The sequence below is a fragment of the Streptomyces graminilatus genome, from assembly GCF_001418565.1.
Classification (GTDB): Bacteria; Actinomycetota; Actinomycetes; order Streptomycetales; family Streptomycetaceae; genus Streptomyces; species Streptomyces graminilatus.
The window spans coordinates 1-21,254 of record NZ_LIQQ01000501.1 but is presented as its reverse complement, the minus strand read 5'-3'; the positions used below and the strand labels follow the sequence as shown (position 1 = coordinate 21,254).

General features: G+C 69.3%; 13 protein-coding genes. 4 read left to right on the top strand and 9 right to left on the bottom strand.

The window, feature by feature from the left end; translation table 11 throughout:
* Positions 1 to 32 precede the first annotated feature (32 nt).
* From ispG to dxr, 3 genes are all read right to left on the bottom strand, one after another.
* Positions 33 to 1,190: a flavodoxin-dependent (E)-4-hydroxy-3-methylbut-2-enyl-diphosphate synthase gene (ispG, locus tag AOK08_RS34305; RefSeq protein ID WP_055533285.1), complete on the bottom strand. Its 1,158-nt coding sequence runs from the start codon at positions 1,188 to 1,190 to the stop codon at positions 33 to 35.
* 225 nt (positions 1,191 to 1,415) lie between these two features.
* The gene (locus AOK08_RS34300; RefSeq protein WP_198539478.1) at positions 1,416 to 2,708 is read right to left on the bottom strand and encodes a M50 family metallopeptidase; all 1,293 of its coding nucleotides are present in this window, start codon (positions 2,706 to 2,708) and stop codon (positions 1,416 to 1,418) included.
* A gap of 8 nt (positions 2,709 to 2,716) precedes the next feature.
* Positions 2,717 to 3,988 carry a 1-deoxy-D-xylulose-5-phosphate reductoisomerase gene (gene dxr, locus AOK08_RS34295; RefSeq protein WP_055533281.1) on the bottom strand — a complete coding sequence of 424 codons (1,272 nt, stop codon included), beginning with the start codon at positions 3,986 to 3,988 and terminating at the stop codon, positions 2,717 to 2,719.
* A gap of 155 nt (positions 3,989 to 4,143) precedes the next feature.
* Here dxr and AOK08_RS34290 point away from each other — a divergent pair, with 155 nt between their 5' ends.
* The gene (locus AOK08_RS34290; protein WP_055533279.1) at positions 4,144 to 4,596 is read left to right on the top strand and encodes a lamin tail domain-containing protein; all 453 of its coding nucleotides are present in this window, start codon (positions 4,144 to 4,146) and stop codon (positions 4,594 to 4,596) included.
* A 107-nt stretch (positions 4,597 to 4,703) separates the two neighbouring features.
* Here AOK08_RS34290 and AOK08_RS34285 read toward each other — a convergent pair whose 3' ends face one another.
* Positions 4,704 to 6,674: an acyl-CoA dehydrogenase family protein gene (locus tag AOK08_RS34285; protein ID WP_055533278.1), complete on the bottom strand. Its 1,971-nt coding sequence runs from the start codon at positions 6,672 to 6,674 to the stop codon at positions 4,704 to 4,706.
* A gap of 340 nt (positions 6,675 to 7,014) precedes the next feature.
* On the opposite strand from AOK08_RS34285, the gene AOK08_RS34280 reads away from it, so the two are divergent.
* Together AOK08_RS34280 and AOK08_RS34275 are read left to right on the top strand one after the other, a co-directional pair.
* Entirely contained in the window at positions 7,015 to 8,040 is a 1,026-nt protein-coding gene (locus AOK08_RS34280) for a LacI family DNA-binding transcriptional regulator (protein WP_055533276.1), read from the top strand.
* Between the two features lie 176 nt (positions 8,041 to 8,216).
* A complete protein-coding gene (locus AOK08_RS34275; protein ID WP_055533289.1) occupies positions 8,217 to 10,268 on the top strand; it encodes a glycoside hydrolase family 31 protein in 2,052 nt (683 codons plus the stop codon).
* Between the two features lie 48 nt (positions 10,269 to 10,316).
* On the opposite strand, the gene AOK08_RS34270 is transcribed toward AOK08_RS34275, so the two are convergent.
* The 4 genes from AOK08_RS34270 to AOK08_RS34255 form a co-directional block, all read right to left on the bottom strand.
* A complete protein-coding gene (locus AOK08_RS34270; protein WP_055533274.1) occupies positions 10,317 to 12,578 on the bottom strand; it encodes a glycosyl hydrolase family 95 catalytic domain-containing protein in 2,262 nt (753 codons plus the stop codon).
* 133 nt (positions 12,579 to 12,711) lie between these two features.
* Positions 12,712 to 13,638, bottom strand: a complete 927-nt coding sequence (locus AOK08_RS34265; protein WP_055533272.1) for a carbohydrate ABC transporter permease — start codon at positions 13,636 to 13,638, stop codon at positions 12,712 to 12,714.
* Positions 13,635 to 14,681, bottom strand: coding sequence for an ABC transporter permease (locus tag AOK08_RS34260; protein WP_055533271.1), 1,047 nt, complete (start codon positions 14,679 to 14,681; stop codon positions 13,635 to 13,637). The genes AOK08_RS34265 and AOK08_RS34260 overlap by 4 nt, the downstream gene beginning before the upstream one ends.
* Positions 14,681 to 16,360 carry an extracellular solute-binding protein gene (locus AOK08_RS34255; protein WP_055533269.1) on the bottom strand — a complete coding sequence of 560 codons (1,680 nt, stop codon included), beginning with the start codon at positions 16,358 to 16,360 and terminating at the stop codon, positions 14,681 to 14,683. The genes AOK08_RS34260 and AOK08_RS34255 overlap by 1 nt, the downstream gene beginning before the upstream one ends.
* A 389-nt stretch (positions 16,361 to 16,749) precedes the next feature.
* Between AOK08_RS34255 and AOK08_RS34250 the strand changes: the two genes are divergently transcribed.
* Positions 16,750 to 19,620, top strand: a complete 2,871-nt coding sequence (locus tag AOK08_RS34250) for a glycoside hydrolase family 3 C-terminal domain-containing protein (RefSeq protein WP_055533267.1) — start codon at positions 16,750 to 16,752, stop codon at positions 19,618 to 19,620.
* Between the two features lie 149 nt (positions 19,621 to 19,769).
* Here the strand turns inward: AOK08_RS34250 and AOK08_RS34245 are convergent, their stop codons facing one another.
* A complete protein-coding gene (locus AOK08_RS34245) occupies positions 19,770 to 21,224 on the bottom strand; it encodes an aldehyde dehydrogenase family protein (protein ID WP_055533287.1) in 1,455 nt (484 codons plus the stop codon).
* Positions 21,225 to 21,254: the final 30 nt, after the last annotated feature.

The following is a 21,254-nucleotide window of genomic DNA, read 5'->3' as shown; positions in this document are numbered from 1 at the left end:
CGGGAAGGGTAGGGGCGGCGGGGGCGAGGAAATCAGCCCGCCACCGACACCGACGGCTCGCCGGAGGCGATTCCGTCTGCCTCCATCTGTTCGGCGATCTTCATCGCCTCCTCGATCAGCGTCTCGACGATCTTCGACTCGGGCACCGTCTTGATGACCTCGCCCTTGACGAAGATCTGCCCCTTGCCGTTGCCGGAGGCGACCCCGAGGTCCGCCTCCCTGGCCTCGCCGGGGCCGTTCACCACGCAGCCCATGACCGCGACCCGCAGCGGGACCTCCATACCCTCCAGGCCCGCCGTGACCTCCTCGGCCAGCTTGTACACGTCCACCTGGGCCCGCCCGCACGACGGGCACGACACGATCTCCAGGCCACGCTGACGCAGGTTCAGCGACTCCAGGATCTGGTTGCCGACCTTGATCTCCTCGACCGGCGGCGCCGACAACGAGACGCGAATCGTGTCTCCGATGCCCTCACTGAGCAGCGCGCCGAAGGCGACCGCCGACTTGATCGTGCCCTGGAACGCCGGGCCCGCCTCGGTCACGCCCAGGTGGAGCGGGTAGTCGCAGGCCGCCGCGAGCTGGCGGTAGGCATTGACCATGATCACCGGGTCGTTGTGCTTCACCGAGATCTTGATGTCCCGGAAGTCGTGCTCCTCGAAGAGCGACGCCTCCCACAGCGCCGACTCGACCAGCGCCTCGGGAGTGGCCCTGCCGTACTTCTTCAGGAGCCGCTGGTCGAGCGAACCGGCGTTGACGCCGATGCGGATCGGCGTGCCGTGGTCCTTCGCGGCGCGCGCGATCTCCTTGACCTGGTCGTCGAACTGCTTGATGTTGCCCGGGTTCACGCGTACCGCCGCGCAGCCGGCCTCGATCGCGGCGAACACGTACTTCGGCTGGAAGTGGATGTCCGCGATCACCGGGATCTGCGACTTCCGCGCGATCGTCGCCAGGGCGTCCGCGTCGTCCTGCGTGGGACACGCGACCCGCACGATCTGGCAGCCGGACGCCGTCAGCTCGGCGATCTGCTGAAGCGTGGCGCCGATGTCCGACGTACGCGTCGTGGTCATCGACTGCACCGACACCGGCGCGTCTCCACCCACGGCCACCGAACCGACCTGGATCTGCCGGCTCTTGCGCCGTTCGGCGAGCTTGGTCGGGACGGACGGCATGCCGAGAGAAATCGCAGTCATCTGCTGTGCAACCCCAAGTTGTGGTTCAAGGTCCGGTCCCGGGAACAGCGGGCTCCGGCCTTCGAGATTACGGCACCCGCCCAGGCCCGAGCACTTCCCCACCTCGAATGCACTCGGCGGGGGTACCCCCGTCGCACGTAAACCGACTCATTGGGGAACGGCCGGGCACAGTGAGGTCCACTCACTGTGCCCGGCCGACGTGAACCGCGCGGAAAACCCTGGCGGCTACGAGATGCGCACCGGGTTGACCACGTCCGCCACCAGGACCAGCAGCGTGAAGCAGATGAAGAGTCCCGCCACCACATAGGCGACCGGCATCAGCTTCGCCACGTCGAACGGACCCGGGTCCGGGCGCTTGAGCACCTTCGCCGTGTGCCGTCGCAGCGACTCCCACAGGGCGCCCGCGACATGGCCGCCGTCGAGCGGCAGCAGCGGGAGCATGTTGAAGAGGAACAGGGACAGGTTGAAGCCCGCCACCAGCATCAACGCCATCGCCAGTTGCTGGGAGGGCGGGATGTCGAGGGTGAAGATCTCGCCGCCCACGCGGGCCGCGCCGACCACACCCATCGGGGAGTCCGCCGCGCGTTCGCCGCCGTCGAAGGCCGCGTTCCACAGGGCGGGGATCTTGCCGGGCAGGCTCGCGATGGAGTCGACGGCCTCGCCCATCCGGTCGCCCATCCAGGTCATCGAGTCGCCGAAGTCCTGGCGGACGATGCCGGTGGCCGCGCTGAAGCCGAGGAAGCCGGCCTTGACGTACTGGCCCTTGACGATCTGGCCGCTGGAGTCCTTCTTCGCGACCTGGTTCTCGGCGATCTTCGCGTGGAGGGTGACCTGCGTGCCCTTGCGGTCGACGACGATCGCCACGTCCTTGCCGGGGTTGGCGCGGATCTCGTCCGAAAGCTTGTTCCAGGTGTCGACCTGGACGCCGTCGAAGGACAGGATCTTGTCGCCCGCCTTGAGGCCGGCCGCGGCGGCCGGGGAGGCCGCGTCGGTCTTGCGGCAGGCGTCGCGGCCCTCGCTCTGGGCGATGACGCACTGGGAGACCGAGCTGACGCTGGTGGTCTGCTGGGACACGCCGAAGCCCATGAGGACGGTCAGGAACAGCGCCACCGCGAGGATCAGGTTCATGAAGGGTCCCGCGAACATCACGATGACGCGTTTCCACGGCTTGCGCGTGTAGAACAGGCGCTTCTCGTCGCCCGGCAGCATCTCCTCGAAGGACTGGGCGCGCGCGTCCTCGATCATCCCGCGCCAGGGCGAGGTCGAGCGTGCCTCTATGCGGCCGTCCGCGCCGGGCGGGAACATCCCGATCATGCGGATGTAGCCGCCGAACGGGATCGCCTTGATGCCGTACTCGGTGTCACCCTTCTTGCGCGACCAGATCGTCGGGCCGAAGCCGACCATGTACTGCGGTACACGGATGCCGAAGAGCTTCGCGGTGGAGAGATGTCCCAGCTCGTGCCAGGCGATCGACACCAGCAGGCCGACCACGAAGACGAGTACGCCCAGGATCATCATCACTGTCGTCATGCACGGGCCTCCGCCGCTTGCTGTGTCTTCGTCTGGTCTGTCAGTTCCCGGGCCCTCGTCCGTGCCCAGGACTCAGCTTCAAGGACGTCCGCGACGGTCAGGGAAGTTCCCGTACGAGGTGTGCCGTGCTCCCCGACCACCCGGGTCACGGTCTCCAGGATTCCGTTGAACGGTAGCCCGCCGCTCAGGAACGCCGCCACGCACTCCTCGTTCGCCGCGTTGAACACCGCGGGGGCGGTGCCCCCGAGCTGCCCCACATGCCGGGCGAGGCCGACCGCCGGGAACGCCTCGGTGTCGAGCGGGAAGAACTCCCACGTCGACGCCTTGCTCCAGTCGAACGCGGGTGCCGCGTCCGGGACGCGCTCCGGCCAGCCGAGGCCGATCGCGATGGGGCCACGCATGTCGGGAGGCGTGGCCTGGGCCAGTGTCGATCCGTCCGTGAACTCAACCATCGAGTGGACATACGACTGCGGGTGCACGACCACCTCAATGCGGTCGAAGGGAATGTCGTAGAGGAGGTGTGCCTCGATCACCTCCAGGCCCTTGTTGACGAGTGTCGCCGAGTTGATCGTGATCACCGGGCCCATCGCCCAGGTGGGGTGCGCGAGGGCGTCCTCGACCGTCACCTCGGCGAGCTGAGCCTTCGTACGGCCGCGGAAGGGGCCGCCGGACGCGGTGACCACGAGCTTGCGCACATCGGACCGGGTGCCGGCCGCCAGGGCCTGGAACAGGGCCGCGTGCTCGGAGTCGACCGGGATGATCTGGCCCGGCTTGGCGAGCGCCCTGACCAGCGGGCCGCCGACGATGAGTGATTCCTTGTTGGCGAGCGCGAGCGTGCGGCCCGCCGCCAGGGCGGCGAGGGTGGGGGCGAGGCCGATCGATCCGGTGATGCCGTTGAGCACGGTGTGGCAGTCGGTGGCGGCCAGGTGGGTGGCCGCGTCCGGTCCGGCGAGGATCTCGGGGAGCGGCTCCCCCGCTCCGTACCGCGTGGTCAGTGCCTCGCGCAGGGCCGGTACGGCGTCCTCGCGGGCCACCGCGACGGTGCGCACGCGCAGCCGGTGCGCCTGCTCGGCGAGGAGTTCGACCCGACCGCCCGCGGCGGAGAGCCCGGTGACCCGGAAGCGGTCCGGGTTGCGCAGCACGAGATCGATGGCCTGGGTGCCGATCGAGCCGGTGGAACCGAGGATCACCACGTCCCTGGCGCCGTCTGCGGCGGCGGGGTCGAAGACGAGGTGCGGGTCGGCGAGTGGGGCTGGACTGTCGGTCATTCCTCCATTGTGGCCGCTGCCACCGACAGTGGGGACAGGGCATCCCTCAGGCCGAGTGTCCATAAGTGAATCCTGCATAAAGATCGTGTGATAACTCTTCTTTGTGACTGGTGGACGACCGGTCATTCATGGACGAAATCCTTGGGGGGATCTCTATGCGTATTCGACGCGCTGCCCTGCCCGCACTCGCGGGCGCCGTTGCCCTGACCGGCGCGGTTCTCAGCACTCCGGCCGAGGCGGCCGGCGGGGTGGTCATCCGTCACGTCTGGTTCGACAGTCCGGGTACGGACAACCGTTCCAACGCTTCGCTCAACGGGGAGTGGGTGGAGATCAAGAACACCAGTTCGGCGGCCATCTCGCTCAGAGGCTGGATCCTGAAGGACGTCGCCAATCACAAGTACCCCTTCGCCAACGTGAAGATCGGCGCGGGCAAGACCATGAAGATCCGCACCGGCCAGGGGACGGACAGTGCGGGGACCAAGTTCCAGAACCGGCGCGCGTATGTCTGGAACAACACCAGCGACACGGCGATCCTGACGAAGGCCAATGGGTCGAAGGTCGACGACTGCAAGTGGACGACCAGCGATCCGAGTGACAAGTGGTGTTAGCTCCGCTGTAAGGGCCGGTCCTCATCTGCCGGTCCGTTGTGGCTGGTCGCGCAGTTCCTCGCGCCCCTGGACGGCGCCCCTTCGGGGGCGCGTCCAAGGGCGCGGTTTCAGCGGATCGGGCGGTGGACGTTCTCCTCCTGTGTCGGGCCGGGGGTGGCGTCCGCGATCCAGGGGCCCTCTCCCGAGAGGTCTACGACGCCTTCTTCCAGCCAGGTGTACGTGCCCGCGAGGACGCCCTTGGCCACCTCGCGGTCGACGCCGTCGGTGTTGGTCCACAGGCGGCCGAAGAGTTCCTCGACGCGGACGCGGGCCTGGCGGCAGAAGGCGTCGGCCAGTTGGTAGGCCTCGCGGCCGTTGTGGCCCTGGGAGCGCAGGAGTTCGGCGCGTACGCAGGCCGCGCTCATCGCGAACAGTTCGGCGCCGATGTCCACGATCCGGCCGAGGAAGCCCTGCTTGGTCTCCATCCGGCCCTGCCAGCGGGACATGGCGTAGAAGGTGGAGCGGGCCAGTTTGCGGGCGCCGCGTTCCACGTACCGCAGATGCGGTGCGAGGTCGACACCCTGGCACTTGAACTCGGCGTACGAGCGCGGGAGTTGACCGGCGCCCGTGACGAGTTTCGGCAGCCACTTGGCGTAGAAGACACCGGCGTTGGCGCCCGCCCTCGCCTTGTCCGGGAGGGACTTGTCGGGGTCGATGAGGTCGCCCGCGACCGTCAGGTGGGCGTCGACGGCCTCGCGGGCGATCAGCAGGTGCATGATCTCCGTCGAGCCCTCGAAGATCCGGTTGATCCGCAGGTCGCGCAGCATCTGTTCGGCGGGGACCGCCCGTTCCCCGCGGGCGGCCAGCGACTCGGCGGTCTCGAAGCCGCGTCCGCCGCGGATCTGGACCAGTTCGTCGGCCATCAGCCAGGCCATCTCGGAGCCGTAGAGCTTGGCGAGGGCGGCCTCGATGCGGATGTCGTTGCGGTCCTCGTCGGCCATCTGGGAGGAGAGGTCGAGGACGGCCTCCAGGGCGAAGGTGGTCGCCGCGATGAAGCTGATCTTCGCGCCGACCGCCTCGTGCAGCGCGACCGGCTTGCCCCACTGCTCCCGTACGCCCGACCACTCCCGGGCGATCTTCAGGCACCACTTCCCGGCGCCCACGCACATCGCGGGCAGCGACAGGCGGCCCGTGTTCAGGGTCGTCAGGGCGATCTTGAGGCCCGCGCCCTCAGGGCCGATCCGGTTGGCGGCCGGGACACGCACCCGGTGGAAGCGGGTGACGCCGTTCTCCAGACCGCGCAGGCCCATGAAGGCGTTGCGGTGTTCGACGGTGACGCCCTCGGAAGCGGCCTCGACGACGAACGCGGTGATGCCGCCCTTGTGCCCCTCGGACTTCGGTACGCGGGCCATGACGACGAGGAGGTCGGCGACGACTCCGTTGGTCGTCCAGAGTTTCACCCCGTCGAGGATGTAGTCGTCGCCGTCCGGTACCGCGCTGGTGGCTAGCCTCGCCGGGTCCGAACCGACGTCCGGTTCCGTCAGCAGGAACGCGGAGATGTCGGTGCGGGCGCAGCGCGGCAGGAACGCGTCCTTCTGCTCCTGGGTGCCGAAGAGTTTCAGCGGCTGCGGTACGCCGATCGACTGATGGGCGGAGAGCAGCGCGCCGAGCGCCGGGTTCGCGGAGCCGACCAGGGCGAGTGCCTTGTTGTAGTACACCTGGGTGAGGCCGAGCCCGCCGTACTTGGTGTCGATCTTCATGCCGAGGGCGCCGAGCTCCTTGAGCCCGTTCACGACCTCGTCGGGGATCCGGGCCTCGCGCTCGATACGGGCCGCGTCGATCTTCGTCTCGCAGAATTCGCGCAGCCTGGCGAGGAACTCCTCGCCGCGCCGGAAGTCCTCGGCGGGCGGGAGCGGGTGCGGGTGGATGAGGTCGAGCCGGAAGCGGCCGAGGAACAGTTCCTTGGCGAAGCTGGGCTTGCGCCAGCCCTGTTCCCGGGCGGCCTCCGCGACCTGGCGGGCCTCCCGCTCGGTGACGGTGGGTTTGGCCGAGGACTTGGCCGGAGGCTTGGCTGAAGGCTTGACTGGGCTTGCGGACATGAGGCACACCTCGCCGCGAATCGGGATCTTGTGGACCGTACGTCACTGATCGGTGCTACTCGATCGTTCGTACCCGATTCCGGGCGTCCCCACCAGTCCTCGCGCGGCCATGGGCCAATCCCGGCCCAGCACTACACAGCGGCCAGCACCGGGTGGGAAAATTGCCATGGTGGCCGAAAAGTCTCTGCAAAACGCTGTCGAAGCGCTTCGACAGCGTATGGACACTCACCCCGGGTGGGGTTACTGTCGTTCCACCCTCACGCGCCGTATCCGTCGCCGTTATTCGTTGCGCGCGCTGTGCGCACTGTCGAAGCGCTTCACACAATATTTGGAGAGCTGGATGGTCACTCTCGCCGAGGTCGCCCAGCACGCCGGAGTCTCGGCGAGCACGGTGAGCTATGTCCTCAGCGGCAAGCGGTCCATCTCCGTGAGCACCCGGCAGCGGGTCGAACAGAGCATCCAACAGCTCGGCTACCACCCGAACGCGGGCGCCCGGGCCCTGGCGAGCAATCGCTCCAACATCATCGCCCTGATGGTCCCGCTGCGCACAGACATGTACGTGCCCGTGATGATGGAAATCGCCATCGCGGTGGCCACCAGCGCCCGCACCTACGGGTACGACGTGCTGCTGCTCACCGGCGAGGAGGGCCCCGACGCCGTGCGCCGGGTGACGGGCAGCGGGCTCGCCGACGCGATGATCCTGATGGACGTCGAACTCGACGACGAGCGGCTGCCGTTGCTGCGCGGCACCGACCAGCCGTCCGTGCTCATCGGCCTGCCGGCCACCACCGAGGGCCTGACCTGCGTCGACCTCGACTTCGCGGCCACGGGCGCACTGTGTGCCGAGCATCTCGCGGGGCTCGGGCACCGGGACATCGCCGTCATCGGCGAGGCACCCGCGGTCTATGAACGGCACACCGGTTTCGCCGAGCGCACGCTCGACGGACTCCGCGGCCGGTCACGGGAGTTGGGGGTGCGGGTGCTGCACCGGCCGTGCGAGGGCGGGTTCGACGCGATGACGGTAACCCTGGCCCGGATCTTCGACGAACGGCCGGGCACCACGGGGTTCGTCGTGCAGAACGAGTCGGCGGTCGAACCGCTGCTCGCGCTGCTGCGCCAGCAGGGCCGGGCGGTCCCCGAGGACGTGTCGGTCATCGCCGTCTGCCCCGACCAGGTCGCCACCCAGGCCTCGGTGCGGCTGACGTCCGTCGCCATTCCCGCGCAGGAGATGGGGCGCCGCGCGGTGGAACTGCTGATCGCCAAGCTCGAAGGGCGCGGGAGCGACGAAGTCGCGCTGATCGCCCCCGAGTTGACTGTACGCGCGAGCACCGGACCCGCCCCGGCCCCGGCCCCGCCCACTTCCTGATCTCCGTTCACTGATCTCTGCTCACTGATCTCCGCTCACCGAGTTCCGCACACCGAGTTCCGCACACTGGTCCGCCTCGTCCTGCCCGTACCGGCCCGTTCCAGAGGCCGCGTCGGGTTTCCCGGAGCCATCCCTCCGTCACTCCTCCCTCCAGGAGCCGCCACGTGAACCAGGACGTGAACCAGCCCGCCGAATCCCGGCCGCCGTCAGGCGCGGTCAGCCTCGCGCAGTCCTCCCCCACCGTCGGCTCGTTCCGTGAGCGGGGCGGCGCGCTGGAGTGGAGCGGCCGGCAGGAGACCGTACGGATCGAGCCCTGGGGCCCGGACGCGGTCCGGGTCCGGACCCGGCTCGGCGGGCCGGTCCTGGAGGGGCTGCCGGGTGCCCTGCTCGACGAGCCGGAGTCGACGCCGTACACCGTCAAGATCGAGGACGGGCAGGGGCGGTTGACCGTCGGCGCGCTGACCGTCGAGGTGAGCGCCGAGGGCCTGATCCGGTATCTGCGCACCGACGATTCGGCCGAGCTGCTCGCCGAGGAGCGGGCGCACTTCTGGTGGCCGGGCTCGCGTCTCTACACGGCCGTCGGCAACGGCCACCACCGGCTGGAGCAGCGGTTCGCCGCCTACGAGGGCGAGAAGCTGTACGGGCTCGGCCAGCACCAGCACGGCCTGTTCGACCAGAAGGGTGTCGTGCTGGACCTGGTGCAGCGCAACGCCGAGGTGTCCGTGCCGGTGCTCACCTCCAGCCGTGGCTACACGCTGCTGTGGAACAACCCGGCGATCGGGCGGGTGGAGCTGGCGGGCAACGGGACGCGCTGGGTGGCGGATTCGGCCCGGCAGATCGACTACTGGATCACGGCCGGGCGACCGGCCGAAGCTCAGCGGCGCTACAGCGCGGTGACGGGCCGTACGCCGATGCTGCCGGAGTGGGCGGCTGGCTTCTGGCAGTGCAAGCTGCGCTACCGCACACAGGACGAACTCCTGGACGTGGCAAGGGAGTACAAGCGGCGCGGGCTGCCACTGCGGGCCATCGTGTGCGACTTCTTCCACTGGACGCATCTGGGCGACTGGAAGTTCGACCCGGCCGAGTGGCCCGACCCGGCCGCCATGGTGCGGGAGTTGGACGAGATGGGCGTCAAACTCGTCGTCTCCGTGTGGCCCTCGGTGTCGCCGCTCTCCGAGAACCATCAACTCATGGAGCAGCGCGGCTACTTCATCGGCACGCAGTACGGTCCGATGGCGCACGCGGACTGGCCGGACAAGGGTGTCGCGTCCACCGTCCAGGTCGCGTTCTACGACGCCACGAACCCGGAGGCCCGCGACTTCGTGTGGTCGAGGGTCCGCGACAACTACCTTGCCCCGTACGGCATCACGGCCTTCTGGCTGGACGCCTGCGAGCCTGAGCTGAAGCCGGGCTTCCCGGAGAACCTGCGGTACTGGGCGGGCCCCGGCCTGGAGGTCGGCAACCAGTATCCGGCCGAGAACGCCCGCACGTTCCACGAGGGCCTGATCGCGTCCGGCGAGGACGAGGTGATCAGCCTCAACCGCTCGGCGTGGGCGGGCAGTCAGCGTTACGGCGCCGCCCTGTGGTCCGGCGACATCGGCACGGACTTCCCGACCCTGCGCCGCCAGATCGCGGCCGGACTCAACACCGCCCTGTCGGGCATCCCCTGGTGGAACACCGACATCGGCGGCTTCCACGGCGGCGCCCCGGACGACCCGGCGTACCAGGAGGTGATGGTCCGCTGGTTCCAGTTCGGCGCGCTGTCCCCGCTGATGCGCCTGCACGGCTTCCGCGACCCGGGTATGCCGCTGGGGCCCGACATGACCGGCGGCCCCAACGAGGTGTGGTCGTACGGCGAGCAGGCCGGCGCGATCCTTGAGCGGTACGTCCATCTCCGGGAGCGCCTGAAGCCGTACGTGCTGCGGGTCATGCGGGAGGCGCACGAGGAGGGGCTGCCAGTGATGCGCCCGCTGTTGCTGGAGTTCCCGGACGATCCGGGGGCCTGGTCGGTCGACGACGCGTATCTCTTCGGCCCCGATCTGCTGGTCGCGCCGGTACTGGCGGCGGGCGCGCGGGAGCGTACGGCCTACCTTCCGGCGGGGGCGGCGTGGACGGACGCGTGGACCGGTGAGACGTACGAGGGCGGTGCGGCCGTGACGGTCGACGCGCCCCTGGACCGTATCCCGCTGTTCCTGCGGGACGGGGCGAGCCTTCCCGTCGCCGAGTAACGCCGGGGCCACCGGCTCCCGGGGAGGGAACCGGTGGCCTCGGCGCGGTTACCGCGACCCCAGGTCGAGGACGTGGTCCTCGCCGGCGACCAGATCGAGTGTGCGTGCGCCGGCGGGGGTCCTGAGGTCGATCCGGTGGCTGCGGGTGGGGCGTACGACGGCCCGGCCCCGCCCCGGTTCCCAGTCGAGGTCGACCTCCGCGCCGAACCGTGTCCGTACGCCCCGGAGCCGGCCCGTGGGGCATGCCTCCGGCAGCGCGGGCAGGAGGACCAGCCGGTCGGGGGTCGACTGGACGAGCGCCTCGATGAGCACGGCGGGCAGGGCGTGGGCCGCGTCCGCGTTGTAGATGTGGCGTCGCGGGTAGTGGGCGCTCATCAGGGAGGCATGGAAGAAGTCGCCGTCGAGCACCTGGCCGAGGGCGTCGGTGACCCGTTCGCCGTCGCGGAGACGGGCGGCGATCAGCGCGTGGTGCAGGTGTCCATGGGCCGAGTCGTTCTCGGCGCCCCGGAGTTGGAGGGCGCGGTACGCGGCGGCGGCGAGGCCGGGGGTGTCGTACGGGTTGATCTCGTCGAGGGGCCAGACACCGTAGAGATGGCTGAGGTGACGGTGGTCGTAGGTGTCGTCCAGGCCGGGCCAGGCCCATTCGGCGAGGGCGCCGTCGGCGTTGACGCGGTGCGGTGGGAGCCGGTCGGCCAACGCCCGCCAGCGGTCGGCCCGTTCGGGGTCGTCCGGGTGGTACGCGGCGGCGGTGAGCAGGGCGTGCCGGGCCGCCGAGAGGTCCATGGCCGCGTTGATCGAGCCCCAGCTCGCGTTGGCGGGACGGTTCTCGGGCGAGTAGGAGGGGACGACGACGAGGTGGCCGTCGGCATCGGTGCGGGTGAGGAAGTCCTCGTAGAACAGGGCGACTTCGGCGAGTACGGCGGCCGTACGCGGGTCGCGGGTGCCCTCGATGTCGTCGTGGTCGACGAGCGGCTTGAGCAGCCAGTCGGCGCCGGCCGTCCACAGGTGCTGCGGGTACTCCCGGTTGAAGTGGTAGACCAGCCCGGACTCGCCGTCGGTGTGCGTGGGCGCGACCACGCCCCGGGCGCCGAAGACCGCGCGGGCGTTCTCCCGCCAGTCGGCCACCTGACGGTGGATCAGGGAGGCGTGCGCCTCGGTGACTTCGGGGAGGGCACCGGCCGCCGCCGAGGCCGTCTGGAGGTTGAGGTTGGCGTTGTTGGTGAACGCCCCGGACCATGCCGTGTCCCAGTCGCCGGTCCACAGGCCGACCAGTCGGGGCGGGAGCATTCCGCCGGCGGAGAGCAGGTGATAGCGGCCTGCCGCGAAGAGCCGTTCCAGAAGGGCGGGGCTCTTCACCCGGGTGAGCAACTCCGCGCCGGAAAGCGCGCGTTCGGATTCCCCGGCGGCGAGGTCGAGGGTGACGCGTTGGTAGGCGGTGCGGTGCAGGGGGATATGGCGGTCGAGGAGACGGTCGTACGCCCGTTTCCGCCGCCTCGGGCCGCCGCGCGCGTCCGGCACCAGCTCCCGCAGGGCCTGGACATGGTCCGCCGTGTCCAGTTCGCCGACGTGCCGGACGACACGGGTCAGCAGCAGCACGGATTCCGCGCCCTCGACGCGGACGCCGGGCGGGGTCAGGGTCGTCTCCCCGCCCATGGGCACCACGAAGGTCACGCCGGTGTACGCGCGGTCACTGTCCGGGTAGCGGGCGCGGAGGGTGAGCAGGGCGCCCTCGGGGGTGCGCACCGCGCTGTGTCCGATGCCCAAATCGGCCGGGGCGCCCGGGAGTCGGTGATCGAGGTCGATGTCGAGGGTGAGACCACCGCCGCCGTCAGGACTGTCGGTTCCACCGGTGACGTACTGGACGACGACGTCGTCCGCGCGGGACACGAAGACGCGGCTGCGCCAGCCCTCGCACTCGGCGTCGGTGACCCCGGTCGCGAAGTCGACGGACCGCCGGTAGTCCCGCGCCTGTGCGGCCGGTGTTCCGCCGCGCAGCCGCACCTGGAACGCCGGGTGGAAGGGCTGCACCCACAGCAGCTCCCGCCCGTCGGTGAAGCGCTCGGCGGCCGTGGTGTCCCCGGCCAGCAACCGGTCCTGGAGATCGGCCAGTTGGTCCGCCAGCCGGGGTGGCCTGGCGTGCTCGGAGCCGTTCGGGCGTACGAGGGTGTGGTGCGTGACGATGACCCGGTCGTTCTCCGGGTCACCGAACACCAGGGCGCCATGGCGGCCGTTGCCGCTCAGGTAACCGTCCTCCCAGCGGACGGCGGGGCATGGTTCCCAGGTGTGGTGGACGGGGCCGTCAGTACGCATGACCTACCTAGCTCTGGACCAAGGGGGAGGAGACGCGCCCCTTCAGGGACGCCGGGAACTGCGCGACCAGCCACAACGGCACGGCGGTCGCCGCCGGACCGCCAGTGGCACCCCGTGCGGCGACCTTCGGGCGTCAGCCCTTGATGGCGCCGGTGAGCATGCCCTTCTTGAAGTGGCGCTGGACGAACGGGGAGGCGACCGCGACGGGGATCAGGGCGAGGACCATGACGGCCATCTGGAGTCCCAGGGACGACAACTGCCCCGTACGGACGGCCTGCTGGAGCCCGGTGGGGGCGGCGGTGTTCTTCTGGACGAGCTGGATGAGGACGTTCTGCAGCGGCATCATGTCCTGGTCGCTGAGGTAGATCGACGCGTTGAACCACGCACTCCAGTACCCGACCGCGTAGAACAGGGAGATCACCGCCAGGACCGCCCGCGACAACGGCATGACGATCGTCAGCAGGATCCGCACATCACCCGCCCCGTCGATCCGCGCCGCCTCCGTCAGCTCCGGCGAGATGCCCATGAAGAACGCCCGCAGCACGAGGATGTTGAACACACTCACCGCGCTCGGCAGCACCAGCGACAGATAACTGTCCGTCAGCCCGAGGGACTGCACCAGCAGGTAGGTGGGGATGAGACCGGCGCCGAAGAACATGGTCGCCATCATCGTCAGCAGGAACACCCGGTGCCCCAGACTCCCCGGCCGCGACAACCCGTACGCGGCCAGCACCGACACCGTCATCGAGAACAGCGTGCCGAACAGGGTCACGCCCACCGACACCATGATCGCCCTCGACACCTGCCCGCCACCCAGCAGCTCGGTGTAGTTGACGAACGTGATGCCCTCCGGAATCACCACCAGCCCCCCGGTCCGGTCGATGACCGGCTTCGGCGACAGACTCGTGACGATCACGATCCACAGCGGGCCCAGAACCCCCAGACAGCACAACACCAGGAACACGCTCTTCGCGGTGAGTCCCGCCCGGTTCGGCGGCTCCTCCCACACCGGGCGCGCCGGTGCCCGCAGGCTGCGCACGAGCTGTGTGTTGAGGCTCATTTCTTGTACACCCCCTGCTCGCCCAGCAGGTGCGCGAACTTGTTCGCACCCAGAACCAGGCACACCCCGATCAGGCCCTTGGCCAGGCCCACCGCCGCCGCATAGCTGAAGTCACCGTTCTGGATGCCCATGTTCCACACATAGGTGTCCAGGACCTCACTCACCCCGACCCCCACCGCGTCCCGCTGGAGCAGGAACTGCTCGAAGCCCACACTGAGCGCGTCCCCCACCCGCAGCACCAGCAGCAGGGCGATCACCGGGCGCAGCGCGGGCAGCGTCACATGCCACATCCGCCGCCAGCGTCCGGCCCCGTCCATCGCCGCCGCCTCGTACAGATCCGTGCTCACGGCGGCGAGCGCGGCGAGGAACACGATGATCCCCCACCCCGCGTCCTTCCACACCGCCTGCGCGGTGACCAGGTACTTGAACAGGTCCGCGTTGGTCATCAGGTCGAAGCCGCTCCAGCCGTGCTTCTCCAGGGTCTGCGCGATGATCCCCGCGCCCCCGAAGATCTGCTGGAACACGGTGACCACCAGCACCCACGAGAAGAAGTGCGGCAGATACATCACCGCCTGCGCCACCGCCCGCACCCGCGGCCGCACCACACTGTTGATCACCAGCGCCAACGCGATCGGCACCGGGAAGAACAGCACCAACTGCAACACGAACAGCATCAGCGTGTTCTTCGCCGCACTCCAGAACAACGGATCGTCAAACATCCGCGTGAACTGCTCCACCCCCACCCACGGAGAATGGAACACCGCCGTCACACCATTGCTGGAAACGTACGGATCGTATTCCTGGAACGCCACCACATTCCCCAGCAGCGGAACATAGTTGAACAGCAGAAGCAGCAGAATGACCGGCAACGTCATCAGGATCAGCGTACGGTCACGCCGCAACCGAACCCGGAACGGAACCTTCCCCGCTTTACTCGCCCTGCCTGCCTTACTCCTCTTGCTCGCCTGCCGCGGCACGCTCTTCTTCCCGGTGACCGCGGCGGAACGCGTCCCGTCGGGCCGGCTGCCGGCCGTGATGGACATCAGTTCGCGCTGCCGTTCTTGTCGAGAAGCTGCTTATACCAGTCACGCAACTTGTCGCCGCCGGAGGACTTCCAGGTGGAGATCGCGGCCTGGACGTCGGACATCTGCTTGTTGCCGCGTACGTAGTCGATCTCCAACTGCTCGAACTGGCTGGAGAGGCTGGCGAAGCGGCTCGGCTCGACGATGTTCAAGCCGTATGTGGACGTCTTCTTCATGAAGGCGCCCATCCGCTGCTGGTACTCGACCTGCTTGCGCGCGACATCCGGGAAATCGGGGTGCGCGAAATAGGGAGCAGGAGCCGAGAGCATCACCCAGGCGTTGATCACCTCGGAGTTGCCCAGGTCGTTCTTGACCGGGACACCGTTCTTGACGGTGTAGTGGGTGCCCTCGACGCCGTAGTCGACGAGCATCCGCTCCTTGGTGCCATAGGGCGCGGCGGCGAAGTCGGCGGCGGCCAGCGCGTTCTCCACGGTCTCCTTCGAGGCACCCTTGCGGATCATCGACCAGATACCGGCGGGCTGGGCCGCCCACAGCTTCGGGTTGCCGCCGTCGGCGCCGAAGATGTCCATGCCCTCGATCTCGAAGTCCGGGTTGGACTCGGCCTGTTCGGCGGTCTTTCCGTACCAGGCGGAGAAGTCGCTGACGAAGACCAGGATCTGTCCGGCGGAGAAGCGCTGGCCCGCGTCACCCGAGCGGGCCTTGTCGTCCGGGTGGACCACACCGGCGTCGAACAGCTTGCGGGTCCACGCCAGGGCCTCGAGGTACTCGGGCTGCTCGACACGGTAGGTCAGCTTGCCGTCGGCCCCGATGTTCCAGCCGAGCGCCCCGGAGGGACGGACACCGAAGATGCTCGCCGAGACCCAGCTCATGTCACCGCAGGCCCACACCTTGGCCTTGGCACTGGTGGCCTCCTTGGCCCAACTCAGGAACTCCTCGGGCGACTTGGGGACCGTGTAGCCCTTCTTGTCGAAGATGTCCTTGCGGTAGTAGGGCACGATGAACGACGCCGGAGCGGCCGGCATCGGGATACCGCGCAGCGCGCCCCCGAAGATGCCCATCCGCCAGGAGTCCGACGGGATCGCGGCCAGGTTCGGATACTTCTTCACCTTGTCGCCCGCGATGTACGGCCCCAGATCCATGAACTTCGCGGTGACCGCGTTCGCGATCTTCCCCACCAGCTCCCAACTGGGCACCACCACCATGTCCGGTATGGAACTGGAGGCGAGGACCGCGCCCAGCTTCTGCCCATAGGTGGTGCCGTCCTGGTTCTGCCAGACCACCTTCGTGCCCGCCGCCGCGTCGACCGCCTTGTAATAGGCGCAGTCGGGCTTCGGCGGGGAACCCCAGAACGGAGACATGACCTTGAACGGGGCACCCGTGCCCAGCTTCTCCGGCACCGACGCCTTCAGCGCGGCGAGATCGACCCTGCTCGTATAACCGGCCGACGAACCGTTCTTCGACGGAATATCCGGTGTGGCGACGGTGCTCGCGACGAACGTCGGAAGCAGCTTTTCGGCGGCCTTGCCCGAGGTGGCGCCCTCACGCGATCCGTTGTCCGACCCGCCACAGGCGGAAAGCAACGGCATCCCGCCCGCAACAGCGGCCGTGGCGACCGCCGTCGAGGCGAGGAAGCTTCTCCGGCTCGGTCCGGAGGAGGCGGAAGCGGCGTTCGGCGTCATTGCGTCAACCCTTCATGGCGCACCTGGACACCCGACGGCGAACCGTCGGCTGCGGTGTCGTGACTGGAACTGGCTGAGCTGAACTGAATCGAGCTGAGCGGAGCAGAGCAGAAGCAGACATCCCATGACTGCGACGAGATCCGCAGTCGAAGCGCTTCGATGTTGCTGCGAGGTTAAGTGAACACAAGAGGGTGCACAAGGGTCGGTTCCAAGATTCCTCCGAGGTGTGGCACCCTGCCCATGGGTCCCGAGTGCCCCTGTATGCCACTTGACATCACAGCCGGGAAACGGAGTTGTTGCGCCTGGGTCTCTTGACACCCACCCCTACGTCGAATGAGCATCGAAGCGCTTCGAAAGTGCCTCGACGCTCCAGCGCAAAGGGACCCCACGTGACCGCACAAACGCCGCCTTCGCCGCCATTCCGCGATCCGCAACTGCCGATCGCGAAGCGCATCGACGATCTGCTGTCGCGCCTCACCCTCGACGAACGGGTGGCGTTCCTGCACCAGTTCGTGCCCGCCGTCGAGCGCCTCGGCGTCGGCGCCTTCCGTACCGGCCAGGAGGCGCTGCACGGCGTGGCCTGGATGGGTCCGGCCACCGTGTTCCCGCAGGCGGTGGGCCTGGGCGCGACCTGGAACACCGATCTCGTACGGCGGGTCGGCGAGGCGGTGTCCAAGGAGGTCCGGGCGATGCGCGCCCACGACGACCGCGTCGGCCTCAATGTCTGGGCCCCGACCGTCAATCTCCTGCGCAACCCGCTGTGGGGCCGCAACGAGGAGGGCTACTCGGAGGACCCGAAGCTCACCTCGGCCATCGCCACCGCCTACACGCGCGGTCTGCGCGGCGACCATCCGGCGTACTGGCGCACCGCCCCCGTCCTCAAGCACTGGCTCGCCCACAACAACGAGGTGAACCGGGACACGGCCTCCTCCTCGGTCCGCCAGCGCGTCCTGCACGAGTACGATCTGCGCGCCTTCCGCGAGACCGTCGAGGCGGGCACGGTGGCCGGCGTCATGCCCGCGTACAACCTGGTCAACGGCCGCCCCAACCACGTCTCCCCCTACCTGGGCGAGCATCTGCGCACGTGGACGGACGAGGACCTGATGGTCTGCTCGGACGCGGGTGCCCCCTCCAACCTGGTCGACTCCGAGCACTACTTCGACACCCACGAGGAGGCCACGGCCGCCTCGCTGATCGCCGGTGTCGACAGCTTCACCGACCATGGCACGGACAGCTCGAAGATGACCGGACGGATCCAGGGCGGCCTGGCCCAGGGCCTGCTGACCGAGGAGGACATCGACAGGGCGGTCCGCCGCCAGCTCTCGGTCCGCTTCCGCCTCGGCGAGTTCGACCCGCAGTACGACCCGTACGCCGACACCACGGACTTCGACACGCCCGCCCACCAGGCCCTCGCCCAGGAGGCGGCGGAGCAGGCGATCGTCCTGCTGAAGAACGACGACGGCACGCTCCCCCTCTCCCCCGGCACCCGGGTGGCGGTGGTCGGACTGCTCGCCGACGAATGCAAGCGGGACTGGTACAGCGGCACGCTCATCCACCGCTCGACACCGCTGTCCGGCCTGTACGACCGCTTCGGCGCGGAGCACGTCGAGTTCGCGGAGGGCGTGGACCGCGTACGGCTGCGGACCTCGGCGGGTACGTTCCTGCACGTGCCGCCCGCCGAGGACGCGCCCGATGTCGCCCGGGGGGCCGAGGGCGCGCTGGACCCGGCCCTCCTCGCGGGCCGCACCGACCTGCCGGCGCTCACCGCCGACGCCGACGGCACCGAGTTCGCGCTGGTCGACTGGGGCGAGGGCATCCTGACGCTGCGAGCGCCCGACGGCCGCTATCTGTCGGTCGCGGAGGACGGCCGCGTACGGGCGTCGGCCGACCAGCCCGGCGGCTGGGTGGTTCAGGAGACATTCCGCCTGGAAGCACACGAATCGCACGAGAACCGCCACCTCCTCAGGCACATCGGTACGGGTCGACACGTCTCCGTCGCCGCCGACGGCGCAAAGGTTGCCGACGAGAAGGAGACCTCTCCGGAAATCTTCGAGCTGATCGTCACCGAACGCGGTGAGGAGTCGGTGAAGAGAGCGGCCGCCCGAGCGGACGTGGTCGTGGTGGTCGCGGGCAACGACCCGCACATCAACGGCCGCGAGACCGAGGACCGTACGACCCTGCGCCTCCCCGCCCACCAGCAGCGACTGCTCGACACGGCCCGCGCCGCGAACCCCCGCACGATCCTGGCCCTGACCTCGGCATATCCGTACGCGGTCGACGTCTCGGACCTCCCGGCGGCCCTGTGGACCGCGCACGGCGGCCAGGCGGCGGGCACGGCGCTGGCCCGCGTCCTCGCGGGCGACGTCTCACCGGCGGGCCGTCTCCCGCAGACCTGGTACGCCGACGACTCCGACCTCCCCGACCTGCTGGACTACGACATCATCGGCTCACGTCAGACGTACCTCTACTTCGAGGACGCTCCCCTGTTCCCCTTCGGCCACGGCCTGTCGTACGCATCGTTCGCGTACGAGGACCTGACGGCCGACGCGGCGGAGGACGACGGGACGCTGCGCGTGTCGTTCACGGTCACCAACACCGGGGATGTCACGGCGGACGAGGTGGCGCAGCTGTACACGAGGGCACCCCAGTCGTCGGTGCCGCGCCCGCGCAGGGAGCTGGCGGCGCACCGCCGGATCACCCTGGCTCCGGGCGAATCAACGACCATCGCCTTCGAACTCCCGCTCACCTGCCTGGAGTTCTGGGACGTGGCGATCGGCGGCAGGCGCCTGGCGCCGGGCCCGTACGAGATCCTGGTGGGCGCGTCGAGCGAGGACATCCGCGCGCGGGCGACGGTCCAGCTGACCGGCTCCCCGGCGCTGCCCCGCCCGGTGCGCCAACTGGGCCTGACTGCGGCCGACTTCGACGAGCAGAACGGTGCCGAGATCGTCGACCGTACGAAGGTGTCGGGCGACGCGGTGACACCGGCGGGCGGCGAGGAGGCCGAACTGCTCTACCGGGACTGCGACTTCGGCGCGGGCGTCACGGACATCACGGTCGAGGTCGCGGGCGAGGGGGTGGTGGAGATCGTGATCGCGGGTGGCGACAAGGCGACCGTCCTGGCGGCGCCTCCGACGGCGGGCCCGTACGACTACACGACGGTCGGGGCGGCTCTGGCCACCGACGGCGTACGCGAGGTACGCGACGTACGCATCAGACTGCGCGGCCCGTTGCGGCTGGCGCATGTCGGCTTCTCCGGCTGAGGGTCCGGAGCGGTCGGCGCATGAAAGGGGTCCGGCACCGGAAGGCATCGGTGCCGGACCCTTTCGCGACGGCGCGTTCGCGTCGATGGCGAGCCTATATGAAAATGGATCCCATTAGCTAGAGGACTCGGCCGGAGGACCTGGAGGACCTAGAGAGCAAGCCCCGTCAGGACAAGAACCCGCTCGTACGTGTAGTCGTCCATCGCGAACCGGACGCCCTCGCGGCCGACACCGGACTGCTTGGCGCCGCCGTACGGCATCTGGTCGGCGCGGTAGGAGGGCACGTCGCCGATGACGACACCGCCCACCTCCAGGGCACGGTGGGCCCGGAAGGCGACCTGGAGGTCGTGGGTGAACACGCCTGTCTGGAGGCCGTACTTGGAGTCGTTGGCGGCGGCGAAGGCCTCGGCCTCGCCGTCCACCTTCAGTACGGTGAGCACCGGCCCGAAGACCTCCTCGCAGGAGATCGTGGCATCGGCGGGTACGTCGGTGAGGACGGTCGGCGCGTAGGAGGCACCGTCGCGCTTGCCACCGGTGAGGAGGTTCGCGCCGGCCTGGACGGCCTCGTCGACCCACGCCTCGACCCGCTTGGCCGCGTCCTCGCTGACCAGCGGCCCGACATCGGTCGCGCCGTCGGCCGGGTCACCGGTGACCTGGGCCTCCACGGCGGCGACGATACGGGGCAGCAGCCGGTCGTACACGGCGGCGTCCGCGATGACCCGCTGCACGGAGATGCAGGACTGGCCGCCCTGGTAGTTGGAGAACGTGGCGATACGGGTCGCCGCCCAGTCGAGGTCGGCGTCGGAGGCGTAGTCGCCGAGGACGACCGCCGCGCCGTTGCCGCCGAGTTCGAGGGTGCAGTGCTTGCGCGGCACGGAGTCCATGATCGCGTAGCCGACCTTCTCCGACCCGGTGAACGAGATCACGGGCAGGCGCGGGTCCTGTACGAGGGCAGGCATACGGTCGTTGGCGACCGGGAGGACGCTCCAGGAACCGGCGGGCAGGTCGGTCTCGGCGAGGAGTTCACCGAGGACCAGGCCGGAGAGGGGGGTCGCCGGGGCCGGCTTCAGGATGATGGGGGCGCCTGCCGCGATCGCCGGGGCGATCTTGTGGGCGCAGAGGTTGAGCGGGAAGTTGAAGGGCGCGATGCCGAGGACGACGCCCTTGGGGAAGCGCCGCGTGAGGGCGAGGCGCCCTTGCCCACCGAGGTCGGTGTCAAGTCGCTGCGCCTCGCCGCCGTTGAATCGCCGGGCCTCCTCGGCGGCGAACCGGAACACGGAGACGGCCCGGCCGACCTCGCCGCGCGCCCACTTGATCGGCTTGCCGTTCTCGGCGGAGATGAGCTGCGCGATCTCCTCCGTGCGCTCGGCCAGACGCCGGCTGACGTGGTCGAGGGCGGTGGCGCGGACGTGGGCCGGGGTGGCCGCGAACTCGTCGCGGACGGCGTACGCGGCGGCGACGGCTTCCTCGACCTGGGCCTCGGTCGGCACGCCGACCTTGCCGACGAGGCGTCCGTCCCAGGGGGAGCTGACATCGAAGGTGCTCTCGCCGGTGGCCTGGCGACCGGCGAGCCAGAAGGCGTGGGTGACGGGCGTGGAGGTCATGAGTACACGGTAGGGCGGGGAGGGGGAGGC